The following is a 19,339-nucleotide window of genomic DNA, read 5'->3' as shown; positions in this document are numbered from 1 at the left end:
TCCGCGCTGCCGCCCCGAAAGGACCGAGTGTGATCGCTGTGACAAGCAATGACGGAACCGATGAAGGCGGTCGGGGCGGCGTGCTGGCCCGTCTGCTACTGGCCGAGACCCGGGAGGAAATACTCAAGGCAGACCAGAAAGCTGGGCTTGTCCTGTCGGGTCTCGGGGTGGCGCTGACGGTCCTGCTCAGCGCCCTGGGCGAAGGACATATCGCACCGCTGCACTACGGGCCGGCCGCGCAGGTGATCTTCTGGTCCGGATGTGCAGCGTCGCTGCCCGCGCTCGGTCTGCTGGGACTGGCGATCATGCCACGGCTCGGTGCTTCGGTGGTAAACCGGACGCACTACTTCGGCGATATCGACAGGAGGGTCTCTCTTCGATTGCTCACGGTGGTCGTACAGCAGACCGACCCGCTGGAGCGGGACCTCAGCCAATTCGCCATGCTGTCGAGAGTGGTGGCCGCCAAGTATCGCTGTATCCGCTGCGGCATGGGCTGGAGCGGGCTCTTTCTCCTCCTGACCGCGCTCGGTGTACTGATGGGCTCGCTCGCCTGAACCGTTGGCGAACGCGGGGTCGGGACCGGCGGCCGCTGAAGCACTTACGGCAACACCGCCGACGTTATCGGCAGTCACGCCCTCCCGAACGTCCAACACTTGGCCAACTACGATGCCTGCGACATCCCGTGGCGGGTCCTCTACGCCGCTGGACGCGTCAGCTCGGGCTTCCGGTAGTCCGATCCACGCGGACGGGAGGTCCGGCGGACTTCTTGACAGCCGAGGGTGTGTCGAGGACCGCGGGTGTCGACTCCTTCTCGGCTCGTCGCTCGGTGCCGGAGCTGCGCGACCTGCTCAACGGTTGGCGCACGCCGGCCAGGGGCAGACGAGGCCCCGCCAGACCGGAATCATCGCCGGTGGACGGATCACTGTCGACATGGCAGGGCGCAGCCATGCGCCTGATGGTTACGGTGCCATTCGCCTGGCTTCGATCGGATCGGCCCCAGGTCTCGCTCGGCGCAGAGAGCGCCACACAGTGGCCGCTTCGGTATGAGCCGAAGTCACGTTCACTGATGATTCTGCGCGTCAATGACGACTACGCGGCCATGCTCTCAACACTGCTCGTGCATCAGATGCCAGGAGGGAAGCGAGCGAGGGCCCGGAGTACGACTGCCATCCCCGCGCCGCCGACCTCGACCGGCCCCCGTCGTCGCCGTACACCGCGAAAGATCCGAGCAAGGCAATCCACACCGCACCACTGCCCATCACCCCGGTGCCTGGGCGAGAACGCCGGGAGCGGACGCCGGCCTCACCAACCGGCTTGGGAGATGCCGTTCACGAGTTGGCCGACGAAGTTCTCGATGCCCTGGCCCAGTCCGGTGGGGGCGATGAGGATGCCCAGGATGAGCACGACGGCCACGGTCAGTGCCTGGTCGCTGCGGCTTCTGGCCTGGACGCGGCGCCGCAGCCGCACGACGACGATGACAGCGAGCAGTAACGCCACGTTGAGTGTCAGCACCCGGCCAGCCCTCCCGTCGGGCAAGAGCCCCCCTCACCCCTTCCTGTGTAGCCGTGATCGGGCAACTGGGTGGGCGGGATACGGGGAGTTGGCGGCAAAGCACTTCTGTGGCCGGATCCATCGGAAACGCTCAGAATCGCTCGGGATCTCTCGGAGTCGCTCGGAGTCGCTCGGAATCTGCTGCTCGGCACCAACAGCGACGGGCAGGTCGCCTGCGGCACCGTCGCGTCTTCGGCACCTGGCACCGGGCCGGGGCTCTCGCCCCGGGCCTCGGGCGGCGTTACGGGCTCTCGCTCGCCTTCAGCCCGGCGTACCTGTCCGCGCTGGGGCAGGTCGTACGGCAAGAGCAGGGCGGGCGTCAGGCGGCCCACTCGACGAACTGGATCACGATCCCGTTCGGGTCGGTGATCTGGAACAGGCGCTCGCCCCAGGGCTCCTCGCGCAGCGGCATGGTGATGGCGACGCCTTCGGCGCGGAGCCGGTCGTGCTCGGCGTTCAGGTCCTCGACGGTGAGGGCGAGGATGAGGCCGGCTGCGTGCCGGTCGCGCTGGTCCTCGGGCAGTACGTCGGCGCCGCGGCGCAGCAGGACGACGGCGACGGCCGCGTCCTGGCGGGCGAGGGAGGCGAATCCGTCGGCGGCCATCACTTCGCTGTAGCCCAGGTGCGCGGTGAAGAAGGCGCTCGACGCGGGGACGTCGTCGACGGTGAGGGAGAGGGTGGAGGCGGTGACCTTGGCCGGAGACGCCGCTGAAGACGTCGCTGAAGAACTCATGGTGATCACGATGGCGTGCGGTGCGCGCACGATCAACGGCGGAGTGCGAATCGATACCTGACCGCGCAGGTCACGGCGGGTCGCGACGGGTCGCGAAGGGCCGCGAAGGGCCGCGAAGGGCCGCAACGGGCCGTGGCAGGTCACGGCGGCTCATGGCAGGTCACGGCAGGTCACTCCCGCTCACGACAGGTCCCGCAGCACTTCGCGGGCCCGGGCGACCAGGGCGCGGCCCGCCGGGCTGTCCGGGCCTTGCTCCCGCCACGCGAAGGCCAGGCGTCCGCGCAGCGCGGGCCGGTTGATCGCGATGATGTGCAGCGGCTCCGGCCGCTCCCTGGCGAACACGCCGGGCAGGATCGCCACGCCCAGGCCGCGGGCGGCCAGCTGGGCCAGCACGCCGGGGTCGCTGGCCTCGAAGGCGATGCGCGGCGTGAACCCGGCCGCCGCGCAGGCCTCGTCGAGCCGGGCGCGCAGACCCGTACCGCGCGGCAGGCTGATCAGGTCCCGGTCGCGCAGGGCGCCGGGCGAGATGGTGCGGCGGGCGGCGAGTTCATGGGTGGGGCCGACCGCGGCGACGACCGGCTGGTCGTCGACCACCTGCATCTCGATGCCGTCCGGGGGCGCGTCGCCCACGCTGATGATCGCCGCGTCGAGGCCGCCCGTACGCAGACCGTCCACCAGCGCGTCGGTGTTCGCCTCGGTCAGGGTGATCTCGACCGCCGGGTGGTCGTCGTGGAATCCCGACAGCAGGGCGGGCAGATCGGCGTGGTGCGAGAGCACGCTGCCCAGGGCGACGCGCCCGCGCAGGAGTCCGGTCAGCTCGTCGACGGCGAGCCGGGCGCCCGCAACTGCGGCGAGCGCGGTGCGCGCGTAGGGCAGGGCCAGCTCGCCCGCCTCGGTCAGCCGTACCGAGCGTCCGGAGCGGTCGAGCAGCCGCTGCCCGAACTCGCGCTCAAGGCGGCGGATTTGAGCGCTGATCCCGGGCTGGGACACATGCAGCTTCTCGGCGGCCCGGGTGAAGTTCTCCTCCTCGGCCACCGTGACGAAGTACTCGAGCTGCCGCAGTTCCATCACCGCTCCATAACTTCTGGTTCTCGCTGCCAGACCTATCATCTCTTGGACTTCTGGCTTCTGCGGCCCCAGGGTGAAAGGCAAGAGACCAGGGATACGTGCCGGTACGCGTCACTGCGCACCGGTGCGCGCCGAGAGGGAGGGGCCACTCGTGTCCGTACTCATCGCCGGGGCCGGGATCGGCGGGCTGACCGCCGCGCTGAGCCTGCACGCCGCGGGAATTGACACCGTCGTCGTGGAGAGCGCCCGCGAGATACGACCGCTGGGCGTCGGCATCAACCTGCTGCCGCACGCCGTACGGGAACTGACCGAACTCGGCCTCGGCGACGAACTGGCCGCCATCGGCGTGGCCACCGCCGAGAACGTCTACTGCGACCGCTTCGGCAACCGCATCTTCAGCGATGCGCTCGGCGTGGCGCAGGGCTATCGCTGGCCGCAGTACTCCGTGCACCGCGGGGAGTTGCAGATGCTGCTCCTGGCGGCCGTACGGGAGCGGCTGGGCGCCGAGGCGGTCCGTACCGGCACCCGCCTGCTGGACTTCGAGGAGGACGAGTCGGCGGCCGCCGTGCGGCTGTCGCTGCTCGACCGCAGGAGCGAGGCCGTCATCCACACCACCGCCGGCGCCCTGGTCGGCGCGGACGGGCTGCACTCGGCGGTACGCGCCCAACTGCACCCGCAGGGCGACCCGTTGCTGTGGTCGGGCGTGCGGATGTGGCGGGGCACGGCCCGCGCCGAGCCATTCCTGACCGGCCGCTCAATGACGATCGTGCGGGACGGCAAGGCGGAGCTGGTGGCGTACCCGATCGGCGGCGGCCGGATCAACTGGGTCTGTCTGGTACGGGAGTCCGGGCCGCGGCCGCTCGCCGAGGACGCGGGCTGGAACCGTACCGGCCACCTGGAGGACGTCCTGCCCCACTTCCGCGACTGGGACCTGGGCTGGCTCGACGTACCCGCCCTGCTCGCGGCCAGCGGCGAGATCCTGGAGTACCCGATGGTCGACCGCGAGCCGCTGCCCGCCTGGGGCCGCGGCCGGGTGACCCTGCTCGGCGACGCCGCCCACCCGATGTACCCGGTGGGCGCCAACGGCGGCTCCCAGTCCATCGTCGACGCCCGCGTCCTGGCGTACGAACTCGCCCTGGCCGACGGCATACCGGACGGGCTCGCCCGCTACGAGTCCGCGCGCCGCGAAAGGACCGCGGCCGTGGTGCAGGCGAACCGGGACATGAGCCTGGCCGACGGCCGCACCTCGCGCTCCCTCGCCCACATCACCGACACCTACCGCTCCGCGACGGGCAGCGATGTGGACGTACTCAACTCGCGCGCTTCGCTGACGCCCAACTAAGACGCGCCCGCTGGCCGGTTGGGGCCCGGGGGCGCGGGCCCGCCTGATTCTCCGACGTCCTGCGCTCTTCCATGACAGAGGCTACGGCAGGGCTACGGCAGGCATACTGCAGGGCTTTACCGGGCTATGACAGGGCGTGGGGGCGGCGCGGCGGCGGAAGCCGGTCGAGCAGCTCCCACAGAGGGCGGGCACCGGCGGCCCACTGGGCCAAAAGCCGGCGGTCGACGAGGTGGATGTGCTGCTGCCGCCCCCAGGGGATCGCCTTGGAGCTGAAGCGGCCGTTGGTGACCACGACGGCTATGTCGGCGCCGTGAACCTGCCGGGCGGTCCCGTTGACCTGCTGGAGCACGCCGGTGCCTACGGCCGGACCGCGCTCCCCGTCCCTGCGGTGTTTGCACTGGACGGCCCATATCCGCCCGTCCGGGTCCGTGGCCCGTACATCGCAGGCATCGTCCCCCGCGCCCCCGAGCCGCACCGCCTTGCACCCGTCGCGACGCAGCAGATCCCTCACCGCCGTCTCGAACTCACTGTGATGCAGCGCGTCGATCTCCTCCAGCCGCATCCGCAGAGCCCGCGTACGAACCCGCTCCCACTGCGCACGCTGCCGCACCTGGTGCAGCCGCAACACCCCGACACCGCCCCCGACGACCGCGACGACCACCAGCACCCACCAGTGGTCGACCACCCACTTCACGGCCGCAACAACAAGCAGGGCGGCGACGCCCGCGGCGATCGCATAGGCGGTCCGCTCATCGCGCCGGCTCCGGCGGCGAACAGTCCGTCGCCGCACGCCCCGACCGGCCCGACTCCGAACGGCCGCCGCCCGCCTGCCCGGCGGCCGCCGACGGGCCGGCCGACGTCCACTCACCGCACACACCCGCGCCGGCAGATACAGCTCTTGTCCTCAACCACGGTGCCCCCCTTGCTCGTTGGCGTCACTGACGTCCTCCCACCATGAGAGCACGGGGCACTGACATCGCTGCCGCGAGACTCGGCGGATGGTCCGGATGTACCCGCCCGGCGAACGAACCTGGCCGACGGCCGCACCCGCGCCCCCTCGCCCACACCACCGCCACCTACCGCTCCGCGACGGGCGACGGCGTCGACACACTCAACTCGCACGCTTCTCGGGCGGCAAGGGCCGATATTGCGCCAAGCCAGATCTGTGACGCACTGGGATGGTTTGCCCTATTGCGTGCGATCGCAATAGATATATATGTCACCCCAAAGAGGGCGGTTTCATGCGAAGTTAATTCACCTGCCGAGTCCGGATCCAGATCGACTTTTACCCTTCCTGCACGATATTTCCGTCCCGGCGCTACGGTTCGCTCACAACACACTGATGTATGTGCCATAGCGCAGAACGAGAGTTTTGGCCGACCGGCCGCGCGCGGGACGCGGGCGTGCGGCCGGGGAGAACGCATGCAGGAGATGACCAAGGGAGCGAACGTCGCACTGGCCGGTCTGAGCGCAGACGCCGGTTCGGTCGTGGTGAGCCTGAGCTGGAGCAGCGCGGCGGGGGACGGCGATGCGGATGTCTCTGTCCTCTTGCTGAACGAGAACGGCAAGGTCCGCAGCGACGCCGACTTCTACTTCTACAACAACACTGCGGCCGCTGACGGCAGCGTGCAGTTGCTGGGAAAGACGCCGACCAGTAACGGCGACGAGGACCGGATCAGTGTTGATCTGACGGCAATGCCTCCTGACGTCACGCGGATTGTGGTGGCGGCCAGTCAGTACGGCGGTGCGCGCTTCGGCGACCTGGAAGACCTGCGGATGACGGTCGCGGACCGTTCCGGTGAGGCGCTGCTCGGCTTCTCCATCGACGGCGCGAGCACGGAGACCGCGTTCATATTCGGTGAGCTGTACCGGCGGGGCGAGGAGTGGAAATTCCGGGCCGTCGGCCAGGGCTACGAAACCGGACTGGCAGGTCTGGCAACAGACTTCGGGATCGATATCGATGATGATGACGATGCCGAGGAGCCCACAGGCGAAGCAGAAGAGCCGAGCGCGGAGCAGGGTACGAAGGCGAGCGACGAGGCCGCCGCAGAAAAGGCAGGGAAATCGGAGGACGCTGCATCCGAGCTGTCCCGGGCCGCAACAGAGGCACCCGACGCGCGGATCACTCCCTCGTCTCCGTCCGTGAGCGATACGGGGGCGAAGGAAGAGTTGCCGGTGACGGCGGAGCGTGCGCGGCGGCCGCGTACCGCCAAGAAGAAGGTCACGCTGCCCAAGGCACCCAAGAAGTCACTCGCTGAGAACGACTCCTGGCCGCCGGCACGCCTGTTTCCCGTCCCGTCGCTCAAGAGCGACAAAGAACGGGAACTACGGGCTACTTCCGTGCTCTTGTCGGTGATGGCGCAGGTACCGGAGTTCGGGCGGCGCCTCACCGCTGCATTCGGTGCGCCGGCCGGCCGCATGCAGACCTTCACCGAGGTTTCGCTGCCGCATGGTGACACCCCTAAGCGGCCGGACGGAGTGATAAGGGTCGAGCGAGCCGGCAAGCTGTGGACGGCGTTGATCGAGACCAAGACGAACGGAAATCCGCTCAAGTCCGAGCAGGTCCAGCAGTACATGGACATAGCCGCTCGACGCGGGTACGAAGCCGTGATCACGCTGTCCAACGACGTGGCCCTGGAGGGCAGCGCCCTCGTCGACGTGAAGACCGACGGGCGCCGCAAGCACAAGGTCGCTCTCTGGCACCTTTCCTGGGCTGAGGTGACGCACCAGGCCCAGATGCTGATCCGCCATGAGGGCGTGGGCAACGCCGCACACGCATGGTTGCTCCAGGAACTGCTGCACTATCTCCAGCACGAGAACTCCGGCTGCCACGGTTTCCAGAACATGGGTCCCTCCTGGGTCCCGGTACGCAACGGCATCGACGAAGAGACGCTGTGCCAAGGCGATTCTCGTGCCGTCGACGTCGTGGAGAGCTGGGAACGGCTCATCAGGCAGGTCTGCCTCCGGCTGGGAGGGGAACTGGGGCAGAGAGCTCTGCCCGTACAGCGGGCCAGGCGCGGCAGCGATCCACATTCCCGGCGGGTCGAACTTGCCGACCGCCTCTGCGCGGAGGGCCGGCTCTCCGCAGAACTGCGCATCGACGGAACGACCGGGATCGTCGCCATCGCGGCGGACCTCCGGACCGGAAAGCTGCGTACATCCATCAATGTTCCGGCCCCGGAAGGCAGTTATCCGCTCGCCACCGCCAAGCGCCTGATCCGGCTTCTGGCGGATGCGCCGGCGGACCTTCATGTGGAGAGCCTTGTCGAGGACGGGAACGGCCCGCGCGGCACCTTGGAGAAACTGCGTCCCGAGCCGGGTGACCTCTTGCCCAAGGACGGCGCACCGATCACCGGATTCCGGCTTTCGCTGCTCAAGGGAATGGGGAACACCCGCGGAAACACAGAATCCGGCTTCATCCGCAGCGTCGACGACGCCGTTGATCGCTTCTACAACGGCGTCGTGGCCCAGGTAGCCGCTTTCGAGCGTCGCGCGGTCCGCCGGAGCTGATTCGTACGGCGTCACGCGGCTGTCGGTCCGGTGGCCACCTCGTGGGTACCGGACCGCTCGCGGGCCGCGTGCGGCGTGGGGTAGCCGACGTGGCCGTTCGTACCGCCGCTGTACGCCAGGCCCTCGCCGTGGACAGGAAGACAAGCATGGCCTGCGCCGGACCGTTGATGCACACCCCCCGGTGCGCTGATCGTCGGCCGTCGCGCCGTGTGTACGGTTCAGGCATGCGGTTCGGGGTGCTCGGTCCACTGGTGGTGTGGGGCGGCGAGGGGGAGCCGGTCAGGGTGCCCGAGGTGAAGGTCCGGGCGTTGCTGGCCGATCTGCTGGTGCACGAAGGGCGGCCGGTCTCCACCGACCGGCTCATCGACGACCTGTGGGGCGACCGCCCGCCGGGCAAACCCGCCAACGCCCTCCAGGCCAAGGTCTCCCAGCTCCGCCGGGCCATCGGCCGCGACCGTGTGCTGCGCCAGCCTCCCGGCTACCGGCTGCGCATCGACGCGGACGGCGATCGCGACTACGCGGTGGACGCCGACCTGTTCCGTTCCCTGGTGGCCAAGGCCCGTCCGACGGCGGACCCACGCGCCCGCGCCGCCCTGCTCACCGAGGCTCTTCAGCTGTGGCGCGGCCCCGCGTACGCCGACTTCGCCGACGAGGAATTCGTCCGCGAAGCCGCCCAACGCCTGGCGGAACAACGCCTGGCCGTCCTGGAGGAACAGGCCGAGGCCCGCCTGGAATCGGGCGACCACACCCTGCTCACCGGCGAACTGTCCGCCCTGGTAGCCCACCATCCCCTCCGCGAACGCCTCCGCGCCGTCCACCTGCGCGCCCTGTACGCCGCGGGCCGCCAGACCGAAGCCCTGGCCTCCTACGAGGACCTGCGCAAACACCTGGCCGCCGAACTAGGCCTGACCCCCAGCCCGGAACTCGCCACCCTCCACCAAGCCATCCTCCGCCAGGACCCCACCCTGACCCCACCACCCCCTCTGAGACCCACCCCGCTTCCCAACACCGCCTCAGCACCCGCTATCGCCTCGGTGGGCACGACGGGCCCGGTACGCACCACGTCCCCAGTACGTGCCATGGGCCCGACCACAGCCACCACCACGTCCCCGGTACGCCCTGCCACCCCGGCCACCGCCACCGACCGGACCGCTGCTGCCATCCCGGCACCCACCACCGCCTCGGTACGCGACACATCCCCGACCACTACCTCCACCGCGGCCTCCGATACCGCGCCGATACGCCCCGCCGCCCCGGCCACCGCCATCGGCCAGGCCGCTGCTGCCACCGGTCCGGCGCTCGCTACCAGCGCGGTACGCGGCCCAGTCCCGGCTTCTACCGCCGCGGCCCCGGGGTCCGCTGTTGCCCCGGAACGCGCCGCCAATCCGGGGTCTGCATCTGGCCCGGTACGCGTCACAGCCCCGTCCGTTGCCGCCGGCCCGGCCTCGGCTGCCGCCCCGGTACGCCCCGCCGCCGGGGCCTCCGCCATCAGTCCGGTCCTCGTTGCCGCCCTCCCCCCGGCCACCCCCGAACCGGACAGCAGCCGTCCCCGGTCCAACCTTCCCGTCCCGCTCACTGCGCTGGTCGGGCGTGAGCAGTCCATGGCCGAGTTGGATCGGCTCCTCGGTACGGCGCGCCTCGTCACGCTCACCGGTCCCGGTGGAGTCGGCAAGACCCGCCTCGCCGTAGCGGCCGCCGCCCGGCTCATCCACGGCACCGGGGGCCTCCGCACCACCGAGGCCACGTCCGCCCGAGGCCTCCTCGATGAGGCCGCAGCCGCAGCCGCAGCCGATGGTGTTCGATCCAACACCCCCGTCCCGGGGTCCTGTCCCCTCCCCGATGGTGTCTGGCTGGTGGAGTTGGCGGGGCAGCGGGCGGGGGCGGGGGCGCTCGTTCAGGTCGTGCAGCAGGTCGGTGCTGTGCTCGGGGTCCGGGACGATGCGCCTGCTGGGCAGGCCGCGGTGGGTGGGCCGGGGCCCGTCGAGCGGCTGGTCGACGCGCTGCGCGGGCGTCGGATGTTGCTCGTGATGGACAACTGTGAGCAGGTCGTCGATGCCGCCGCTGAGCTCGTGCATCTGCTGCTGAGTGCCTCGCCCGGGCTGCGGGTCCTGGTGACCAGCCAGGAGCCGCTCGGTCTGGCGGGTGAAGTGGTTGTGCCGGTGGAGCCGCTCCGGCCGGAGGACGCGGTCCGGCTGTTCGTCGAGCGTGCTGCCGCTACCGCCCCGGGCTTCTCGGCCGACCGCGACAGTGCCGCGGTGGCGGAGATCTGCCGTCGCCTGGACGGTATTCCGCTCGCCCTCGAACTGGCGGCCACGCGGGTACGAGGGCTGGGTGCAAGCGAGTTGGCGGCCCGGCTCAACGATCGGTTCCGGGTGCTGGCGACCGGGAGGCGGGGCGCGCCGGCGCGTCAGCAGACTCTGCGGGCGGTGATCGACTGGAGTTGGGAGCTGCTCGGCGCACAGGAACGCACCGTGCTGCGCCGCCTCGCCGTGCACAGCGACGGCTGCACGCTGGACGCCGCGGAAGCCGTGTGCGCGGGCGAGGGCGTGGCCCGCGAGGAGGTCCTGGAGCTGGTGACCCGCCTGGTCGACCGGTCCCTGGTCGTCATGGCCGAGTCCCCCTCGGGCTCTCGCTACCGGCTCCTGGAGTCGGTGAACGCCTACGCGATGGAGCGGCTGCGGGAGACGGAGGACCTCGCCGCCGTACGGTCCCGTCATCTGCGCCACTATCTGGACCTCGCCGAGCGGGCCGAACCCCATCTGCACGGCGACGAGCAGCAGCAATGGCTCGGCCGCCTCGACGCGGAGGCCGCCAATCTGCGCGGCGCGCTGGACGAAGCAGTACGGCACGCACCCGTCGAGGCCGTACGGCTGGTGACCGCTCTGTCCTGGTGGTGGCTGCTGCGCGGCCGACTCGACGAAGCCCGCCGCGGTCTGTCCATCGTGCTCACCTCCGTATCCGGATCCGCTGAACTCCGCTTGCTCCACACCGCCTTCGCGCTGCTGACCGGTCATTCCTCCGGTGCCACGGACAGCCCCGCGCCGCCCGCCGTCCAGGCCTCCGTGCGCCGCGGCCGTACCTTGTGGCTGTACGCGTACGGCGTTTTCAGTGCCGGTGAGCCCGCCGCCAGTGAAGAGATCAACGCCCGGGCGATCGAACGGTGCACCGCCGACGGCGACCGCTGGGGCACCGCCGCCGCGCTCTCCCTCCGCGCCATGCACGCGCTGATCCGCGGGGATCTCGGAGGCATCGCTCGCGACGGCAGGCTCAGCGCCGCCATCTTCCGTGACCTCGGCGACCGTTGGGGCGAGTTGCAGACCGTAACGCCGCTCGCCGCGCTTGCCGAGATCAAGGGAGATTACGAGGAGGCCGGCCGGCTGCAGAACGACGGGCTGCGCCTCGCGCAGGAGCTCGGACTGGAGACGGAGGTCGCCGCGCGGCTCTCCGGGCTGGGCAGGCTGGCGCTGCTCTCCCAGGAGTGGGACCGGGCCCGCGAACTGCACGAGCGCGCCCGGCGCCGCGCCGTCGAACAGGGCTACAAATACGGCGAGGTGCACTCGGAGATGGGGCTCGCCCTGGGGGCCCGCCGCTGTGGCGACCTCGACGACGCGGAGGCTCGCCTGCTGCGTATTAAAGAGCGGTACGACGAGGTGTCCTCACCGACGGGTGAGCATCTGCGGCTGGCCGAGCTCGGCTTCATCGCCGAACTGCGCCACGACGCGGCAGGGGCCGCGGCCCACCATCTCCTCGGCCTCGAGATCGCCTGCGCTCTCGACGAGCCGCGTGCGCTCGCCCTGTCCCTGGAAGGGCTGGCGGGCGCGGCGGTGCGCTTCGCATCCCGCCACGCCGGAGCCGCCGGTACCGCGGGCGCCGACGGCGATGCCGATGCCAATGCCAATGCCGATGCCGACAACCTCGAACCCGCTGCGTGCGCCGCGCTGCTGCTCGGTGCCGCGGACGCGGCGCGTCGCAGCGTCGACGCGCCACTCCCCCGGGCCGAACGCGCCGATGTCGACCGCATCACTGCGATTGCCACCGCCGCCCTCGGCACCACCGCATTCGACCACGCCTTCCACCAGGGCACCGCCCTCAGCACCCAACAAGCCGCCCGCACCGCCCGATTGACCCTCGCACCTCTCGTGTGAAGCACAGCCCCTCCTCTCCTTCGACGACTTCGCCATCTCTCTCAGCCCGTCGAATGAGTTACACCGCAGCGCCGCGCGAGGTTCCCGACGTGGCGACGCGAAGCGGCGATCGAGGCCAAGGTTCTGAGAGCGGCTGTCGCCTCAGAGTGCTCCGATGAAGGCGCGGTGATGGAGGCGCAGTGATGGAGGCGCGGCGCTGAAAGCGCGGTGATGGATCGCGGTTACGGACCGCAGTCGTGAAACCGCAGGCCGGTGAGGGCTGGTCGCGCGCACGCAGCGGAGCCGCCTACCGACACAGCCCCGCGCCCCTTACGGGGCTCGGAAGCGCACCGGACTTCGGCAAGCCCCCTCCAAAGCGGCCGCCTAGAAGCCCCCTCCCTCCCCCACAAACCCCACCACCGCATCCACCAACACCCCCGGCTTCTCCTCCGCGATCCAGTGGGCCGTGCCGGGGACGACCAGGCCCGTCACGTCCTCGGCCACCTCGCGCATCATTTCCTCGATCACCGTGCCCGCCGTACTGGTGGCGCCGCCCACGGCCAGTACGGGCACGGTCAGCTTGCCGTTGCGCTTCAGCGCGGCGCGGTTGTCCTGTATGTCCTGGTCGAAGGCGCGGTACAGCTCGAAGCCGGCCCGCATGGCGCCCGGCGCGGAGTACGCCGCCACGTACACCTCGAAGTCGGCGTCCGAGACCGCGGAGGGATCGGCGGACCGCGCGTTGAAGAAGGCCTGCAGATACTGCCGTTCGCGCCCGGCGACCAGCATCTCCGCGACATCGCGCGCCCCGTGGAAGGCGAAGTGCCACACCCGCGGGTCGTTGCGCAGCCGGTCGAAGACCTGGGTGCCCGGCAGCGGGGCGTCCACGACCACCAGATGGGAGACGTCCTCGCGGTAGGCCTGTGCGTACGCGTACGACACCATCAGACCGATGTCGTGGCCGACGAGCACGACCGGCTCGGTGATCCCCAGGTGCTGGTGCAGCAGGGTGTGGATGTCCCGGGCCACCGTCCGCTTGTCGTAGCCGCCCGCCGGACGCCAGGAGTGCCCGGCGCCGCGGTAGTCGGGGGCCACCACCCGGAACCCGCGCTCCACGAGCGGTGTAATCACTCGGTGCCACTCCCACCACGTCTGCGGGAATCCGTGCAGCAGCACGGCCGTACGGTCGCCCTCGCCCGCCGTGACGTAGTGGAGCCGCAGCCCGGGCTCGATGTCGGCCATACCGTGCGCGATGCCGGGCAGGTCCTGGTGGGCAGGCTGGGTCGGCAGCCCGCCCTCGGGATCGTGCCTGCAGACCATGCTCGACGCCTGCGCGGCGGCCGGTTTCACCCCCAACTTCGTGGTGGAGAGCGCGGATTACGCCACCGCGCAGGGCGTGGTGGCGGCCGGACTCGGCATCAGCCTCATCCCCCGCCTCGGGCTCGGCACCCGGCATCCCGACGTCGTGGTGCGCCAGGTGCGCCGCCCGGAGCCGGTCCGCACGATCCATGCGGCGGTACGCGAGGTCTCACTGGCCCAGCCCGCCCTGCCCCGCCTGATCGAGGCGCTGCGCGAGTCCGCGGGACCGTAAACACAGCCCCGCCCGGCAGCAGACGAGGCCCCTCCGACCAGAAGACAGCACCACAACAGCCCCACCCACCAGAAGGCGGAGCCTCAACAGCCCCGCCTTCCCCTCACCTACCTCCTACCCCTTACCTCCTGCTGTCCCTACCTCTACCTCCCCACCGTCCGCAACACCCGAGCCGCCGAAGTCCCCAGCCCCACCGGCGCCCCCGTCCACTTCGCCGAGCCGGGCCCGTGCGCCGCGCCCGTGGCGTGCCGCAGGTCGGACTCGCCGTAGCGGTGGCATTCCTGGTGCCAGGTGAGGATGCCCGCGAGCCAGTTCTCCAGCTCGTGCACATAGCCGTCCAGGATCTTGCGGGCCTCCTCGGTCAGCTCGAAGTCGTCGTACAGAATCGGCAGTTCATGTGCGACGACGTGCTGGAACTGCTGCATGCGGGAGGTCATCAGGTCGTGGATGATGGCCAGCGCGGTCGGGTAGTCGCAGTTGAAGAAGTTCTGGACGACCAGAATGCCGTTGTGCACCTCGCCCTCGTACTCGATCTCCTTCTGGTACGAGAAGCAGTCGTTGAGCAGGCAGGCGTAGTCGGCCGCGGTGCTCTCCAGGGACTGCATCGGGCCGCTGCGGTAGATCTCGGGCGGGACCTGCCGCCCGTGTCCCAGCCGACTCAGGCTCATCGTGAGATCGGAGCCGAAGGTCTTGCGGCGCATCTCGATGTAGTCGACGGGGTCGGGGATGTGGTTCTGGGCCTGGTTGTCCAGTTCCCACAGCCAGCTGTCGATCATGACTTCGATCGTGTCGCGGAAGGTGCGGCGCGCCTCGGGCGGCATCGGCGCCGTCGTACGCGTCCACAGGTCGGCCAGGGAGCGCTCCAGGGCGTTGGCGGGAGCCGGCATCGCCGAGGTGTCGATCGGCATGAAGGTCAGCAGCCGGGTGTTGCACACCTTGGCGCCCGCCAGGTCGCGGGAGCGCCCGAAGACCACCGGGTAGTAGTCGTCCCCGTACGTCCCCCAGGTCAGCCACTGCGAACCGAGGTCGAGTTCCTCGGGAGTGGCATCTGGGTGCAGGCCCGCCGCGCACAGCGGGAAGTCGAAGCGGATCACCGCGTCCTTGTCCCAGACGTCGGAGAAGGGCACGCCGGGCTGCGGCTGGAGCATGCCCATCTCCTCGGCCCAGCTGACGCAGTTGCGCCGGGCGCTGTCCAGGTGCGGACTGAGGGTGGTGGTGAACGGCATGTAGAAGTCGGGCAGTTGGGAGGGGCCGACCTTCTGGTACGGAATGTGGGTGTAGCTGCGCAGGCGGTCGGCGCCGATGGCGGCGGCCTTCGGGTCCAGCGCCGAGGTGCCCATCCCCCCGAAGGCGAACGGCGACCAGCCGGCCGAGGACTGCGCCGCGGTGCCGCCGCCGTTCATGTAGCGGCTGGAGCGCATGTGCCACTCGTGGCCGCCGGACTGCCAGTCCTGCAGCCCCTTGGCGTACGCCAGCACATCCGCGCAGGACTGCGGGTCCAGGCCCTTCTCCACGAAGAGCGGGGGGAGTTCGAGCAGGGTGGTGTTCTCGAACTGGTGCAGGCGCGAGGTCAGCAGGTCGTTGACGGAGTCCGCGGCCTCCTGGGTCGTACAGCCCAGGAAGGTCTCCAGGACCAGTACGCCGTTGCTCAGCTCACCCTCGTCCTGGGTCTCGCGCTCGTAGGAGAAGAGGTCGTTGCGCAGGTGCACGGCGTCGGAGAAGGTGTCCCTCAGGACCCGCAGCGGGCGCGAGTCGGCGACGGCGTCGGGCACCTCGGCGCCCACCGCGAACTCCACCAGGCCCGCCGACCACGGCGCGCCGCCCACCTTGCGCCGCATCTCGATGTACTCGACGGGGTTGGGGACGCGGTGCGCGTTGATGTTGGAGAGCTCCCACAGCGACTCGTTGAGGAGGTTCTCGGTGCTCTCGGCGAACCGCGCGCGCCAGCCCTCGGACATGCTGGGGACGGTGCGCGCCCACAGGTCCTTCAGGCCCGCCTCGACGGGGTTGGTCGGCTCGGGCACGGGCGTGGACGGGTCCAGCGGCATGAACAGCGGCAGCCGGTCCAGGTACTCCTTGCCGCCCTTGCGGTCCCCGGAGCGCTTGAAGGCCTCCAGGAAGTGGTCGTCGAAGAAGAACACCCACACATACCAGTCGGTCACCAACGACAGCACGTCACTGGAGGCTTCGGGGTGGGTGTACGAGCACAGCAGCGCGTAATCGTGGGCATCCAGGTCCCGCTCCTCCCAGATGCCCGAGCCCTCCAGCATGCCCATCTCGCGCGCCCATTGCCTGGAGTGCACCCGCGCCTGTTCCAGGTGCGGATTGAGGCGGGCCGGGTGGGGCACGTAAAAGCTCGGCAGTTGGAACGGCTGCTTCATCGATGGCGGTCCTTCCCCAAGACGTACGGGACTTCCCCGCGCCCGGTCGGTGACGCACCGCGCACGGATCGGCACAGCCCTACCCCGTGCTGCGGTCCCCAAGCAGGACCTTGCGACGGCCTTGGCGGCGTGCTAATACGCCATCGGGCAATCCCGGAGACGTGAAAGGGAGTTCAGCGCACAGCCGGCCCGCCGTTCTCCCGAGCCGCATCCCCCGCACTGCCTCCCACACCGCATCCCACACCGCCTTCCCGTACGACGTCTGCACGGAGGCGACCAACGGCGAGCCCTCTCCCCCACCCCACCGGCATCAATTGCCGCTGCTTATCAATCATTTCAATCATTTCTCGGCTCGCCGCGGCTCATCACGGCTCGGGAGGCCACGTCCGAAACCGGCACCGACGGGCCGGGGCACCTGACATCACAGCCACGCCCCGGCCCGTTCGACTCCTGCCGTCAGCTCCGCCGCGGATGATCCGCGACAGCGCCCGGCCCCAGGCACAGGGCACGGATCCGGGCGAACACACCGGCCCGACGACCGGCCTCGCGAACCGACTCCGGGGCCGGTGTCGCAGTCGCTGTCGCTGTCGGTGTCCGAGCCGGGGCCGAGGGCGGGACCGGCGCCTGGGCGACACCCGGCTCCGAGACCGACACGGATTCGGGTTCGGGTTCGGGCCCAGGCTCGGGTTCGGGCCGATGAGCCGGGTACGTCTGTGCGCGCAGATATCCGTCCAGCGCGCGTGCGGGATCGATGGGCATAGCGCTTCTCCTGCTGCTGAGGATCCAGGTGCCACCGCCGCTCTGAGCGCGACGGGGCGAGGGACGGCCGACGGCCCCACCCGCCCGGAAGAAGAAGGGGCGGACGGGACACGGCCCCCTCAGCAGCGCAGCACGGAATGCCGGGCCCGGGCCGCCGCGATGACAGCGGCCTCGGGCCGGGGAACCGCGGGCCGCAGATCAGGCCCCGACGCCCCCCTGACCGCCCAGACAGGACGCGTCAGCAGTACGTACCCGGCCGCCCCCCGAACCGCCCGCGCCTGCCGCGGCACCCGCTGCCCCGACGCGTACGCGGCCCCCTCCTCGGCAAAGCCGAGCGCCGCGACCGCAGTCTCCTCGGCCACCCCGCCGGCCTGCTCCAGAGCTGCCGGACACGCCCCGCACAACACGAGCAACAGCGCAGCCAGCCCGACAACGACGGCGCCCACAAGGCCCCGCCGCACCGCACCTCCACACTCACCACTCACACACTTAACGTAATCATTCGATTACCGTCCGCGCATTCCGTCGTACGGGTGATCCAGCCGCGAACCGGGGCGAACGGCGCGAACGGGGCGCACGCCCCGCCCGCCTCACCCCTGCGCGCGGGCCATGAAGACCGCGGTGGTGGCGGGGCCTTCGGCTCGGCCGCGGACGACGGTGGTGCCGTCGGTGACGATTTCGATGTCGGCGTAGGCGCCTGGGGTGTCCAGGGTGATGGTGAGCATGGGCATGACGCCGATGCCGCGGGCGTCGGCGACGGTGAACCAGGGGAGGGAGGGGGCGGTGACGGTGGTGTCGACCGCGTCCGTCTCGTGGAGGGAGGTCAGGGAGTAGGTGAGGTCGGCGATACCCCGACCGTCGACGCGGAAGGTGATGGTGCCCTCGCCGGGGACGTACGGGGACGGGGAGGAGGGGGAGGGCGGGGTGAGGGGTGACATGGGGGTGACCTCTCTAGGGGAGGACGGAGATGGTCGGGGGGACGAGCGGGGAACGCGGCGCGGTTCCAGTGAACCCGGGTGTGCGGGTGGCGGCGGCAGGAAACGGCCTGGTGGGTGAATGGACGGGGCCGGGCAGCGGAGTGTCGGCTCGTCAGCACGGCAACGGCCCGCAACCGTGCTGCGATACCGCGGATGCGCTCTTCACGCGGACCGGCGGCGCCGGACCCGGAACCGGTTCCCGGGCCGGGGCAGAAATCAGGCCGGGAATCAGACCGGGAGGCAGATCGGGAGGCAGGCCCGGAGCCAGGCCAGAAGCCGAGCCAGGGGTCAGGCCAGGGGTCGGGCCAGGAATCAGACCCGGAGTCAGACCCGGAGTCAGGCCCGGAATCGGGCCAGGAGTCAGGCCAGGAGTCAGGCCAGGAGTCAGGCCCCGAGGTGGATTTCCGACCCGCCCCCTCCACGTCTCCGTCCCGCCTCGTGCGGGTGCTGAGGTGTCTGGTGGTCGTGCTGGTGGTGGCGGGGCTGTTCGGGGCGGTGGTGTGGCTGTACGGGCAGGAGCGGCGGCACCGGGAGACGGTCTACTGGTTCGGGAACCGCGAGGCGCCCGACCGCGTGGACATCACCGTCACCCTCCAGCGCGTGGACCCGGCCTCCCGCGATGCGGTGCTGCGGGTGCTGCCCCGGCCGCGCGGCAAGCTGGCCGAGGACGAGGACACGCTGGTGCCGAGCGCGGATCTGGCGGTCACCACCTCCTCCCTCGCGCAGGGCCAGCTGCGCTACAAGGCGGGCGAGCAGATCGCCACCCGGGACCTGACCAACGGGCTGGAGGGCGGGACCGTCGCGCAGTACCCCTACGACCGCTACGCCACCGACATCGGGTTCTCGGTGGAGGCCGGCGGGCGCCCGGTGCCGACGCAGGTGATCTTCCACAGCGTCGAGGAGTCCTTCCGGGAGACCGTGCGCCGCCTGCCCGAGCAGGACGCGGGCGCGCACTCCGCCGAGCTGCGGCTGGAGCTGAGCCGCTCGCGCGGGACGTACATCCTGGCCTGGTTCATGATGGCGAGCATGTGGGGACTGGCCCTGTCGGTGCTGGGAGCAGCACTTTTGATGGTGCGTCAGCGGCGCGGGCTGGTGTGGGAGGCGATGGGCTGGATGGCGGCGACGCTGTTCGCGCTGGTCGGCTTCCGCAACGCCGCGCCCGGAGCGCCGCCGGTCGGCGCGCTGCTGGACTACGGCGCGTTCCTGTGGGCGGAGGCGATCGTCGCCACGTCACTGGTGTACGTGGCGTGGTTCGGGCTGCGGGTGGAGCGACGGCGCCGCCGGGAGACCTGAGCGCACCCGCTCA

12 protein-coding genes and 1 pseudogene are annotated in these 19,339 nt (G+C 70.5%); 6 read left to right on the top strand and 7 right to left on the bottom strand.

The annotated features are described in order from the left end of the window. Positions 1-29 precede the first annotated feature (29 nt). Entirely contained in the window at positions 30-554 is a 525-nt protein-coding gene (locus AC4IJH_RS12855; RefSeq protein WP_490851767.1) for a Pycsar system effector family protein, read from the top strand. 748 nt (positions 555-1,302) lie between these two features. Here AC4IJH_RS12855 and AC4IJH_RS12850 read toward each other — a convergent pair. From AC4IJH_RS12850 to AC4IJH_RS12840, 3 genes are all read right to left on the bottom strand, one after another. Further along, complete coding sequence (locus AC4IJH_RS12850) at positions 1,303-1,512, bottom strand: hypothetical protein (protein WP_490851766.1); 210 nt, start codon at positions 1,510-1,512, stop codon at positions 1,303-1,305. Positions 1,513-1,870: 358 nt separating this feature from the next. Beyond that, complete coding sequence (locus tag AC4IJH_RS12845; protein ID WP_490851765.1) at positions 1,871-2,284, bottom strand: VOC family protein; 414 nt, start codon at positions 2,282-2,284, stop codon at positions 1,871-1,873. Between the two features lie 180 nt (positions 2,285-2,464). Next, positions 2,465-3,352: a LysR family transcriptional regulator gene (locus AC4IJH_RS12840; RefSeq protein WP_490851764.1), complete on the bottom strand. Its 888-nt coding sequence runs from the start codon at positions 3,350-3,352 to the stop codon at positions 2,465-2,467. 151 nt (positions 3,353-3,503) lie between these two features. On the opposite strand from AC4IJH_RS12840, the gene AC4IJH_RS12835 reads away from it, so the two are divergent. Further along, a complete protein-coding gene (locus AC4IJH_RS12835; RefSeq protein ID WP_490851763.1) occupies positions 3,504-4,694 on the top strand; it encodes a flavin-dependent oxidoreductase in 1,191 nt (396 codons plus the stop codon). A gap of 124 nt (positions 4,695-4,818) precedes the next feature. On the opposite strand, the gene AC4IJH_RS12830 is transcribed toward AC4IJH_RS12835, so the two are convergent. Continuing rightward, positions 4,819-5,388, bottom strand: coding sequence for a restriction endonuclease (locus AC4IJH_RS12830; RefSeq protein WP_490851762.1), 570 nt, complete (start codon positions 5,386-5,388; stop codon positions 4,819-4,821). 737 nt (positions 5,389-6,125) lie between these two features. Here AC4IJH_RS12830 and AC4IJH_RS12825 point away from each other — a divergent pair. Together AC4IJH_RS12825 and AC4IJH_RS12820 are read left to right on the top strand one after the other, a co-directional pair. After that, a complete protein-coding gene (locus AC4IJH_RS12825; RefSeq protein WP_490851836.1) occupies positions 6,126-8,204 on the top strand; it encodes a TerD family protein in 2,079 nt (692 codons plus the stop codon). A gap of 224 nt (positions 8,205-8,428) precedes the next feature. Then, a complete protein-coding gene (locus AC4IJH_RS12820; RefSeq protein WP_490851761.1) occupies positions 8,429-12,349 on the top strand; it encodes an AfsR/SARP family transcriptional regulator in 3,921 nt (1,306 codons plus the stop codon). A 363-nt stretch (positions 12,350-12,712) separates the two neighbouring features. On the opposite strand, the gene AC4IJH_RS12815 is transcribed toward AC4IJH_RS12820, so the two are convergent. Next, the gene (locus tag AC4IJH_RS12815; protein WP_490851760.1) at positions 12,713-13,567 is read right to left on the bottom strand and encodes an alpha/beta fold hydrolase; all 855 of its coding nucleotides are present in this window, start codon (positions 13,565-13,567) and stop codon (positions 12,713-12,715) included. Positions 13,568-13,604: 37 nt separating this feature from the next. Between AC4IJH_RS12815 and AC4IJH_RS12810 the strand changes: the two are divergent. Continuing rightward, positions 13,605-13,916 (top strand): annotated as a pseudogene (locus AC4IJH_RS12810) (LysR substrate-binding domain-containing protein); the annotation flags it as partial. A 143-nt stretch (positions 13,917-14,059) separates the two neighbouring features. Here the strand turns inward: AC4IJH_RS12810 and AC4IJH_RS12805 are convergent. Together AC4IJH_RS12805 and AC4IJH_RS12800 are read right to left on the bottom strand one after the other, a co-directional pair. Continuing rightward, on the bottom strand, positions 14,060-16,297 hold the full coding sequence (locus AC4IJH_RS12805; RefSeq protein WP_490851759.1) for a family 2 encapsulin nanocompartment cargo protein terpene cyclase: 2,238 nt from the start codon (positions 16,295-16,297) through the stop codon (positions 14,060-14,062). A 1,349-nt stretch (positions 16,298-17,646) separates the two neighbouring features. Further along, the gene (locus AC4IJH_RS12800; RefSeq protein ID WP_490851758.1) at positions 17,647-17,994 is read right to left on the bottom strand and encodes a hypothetical protein; all 348 of its coding nucleotides are present in this window, start codon (positions 17,992-17,994) and stop codon (positions 17,647-17,649) included. A gap of 435 nt (positions 17,995-18,429) precedes the next feature. On the opposite strand from AC4IJH_RS12800, the gene AC4IJH_RS12795 reads away from it, so the two are divergent. Further along, the gene (locus AC4IJH_RS12795; protein ID WP_490851757.1) at positions 18,430-19,326 is read left to right on the top strand and encodes a DUF4436 family protein; all 897 of its coding nucleotides are present in this window, start codon (positions 18,430-18,432) and stop codon (positions 19,324-19,326) included. The last annotated feature ends 13 nt before the right edge of the window (positions 19,327-19,339 follow it).

The sequence above is a fragment of the Streptomyces sp. UF-297 genome, assembly GCF_058245575.1.
Note: the sequence above shows the minus strand (reverse complement) of the source record. Positions and strands in the feature narration are given on the sequence as shown.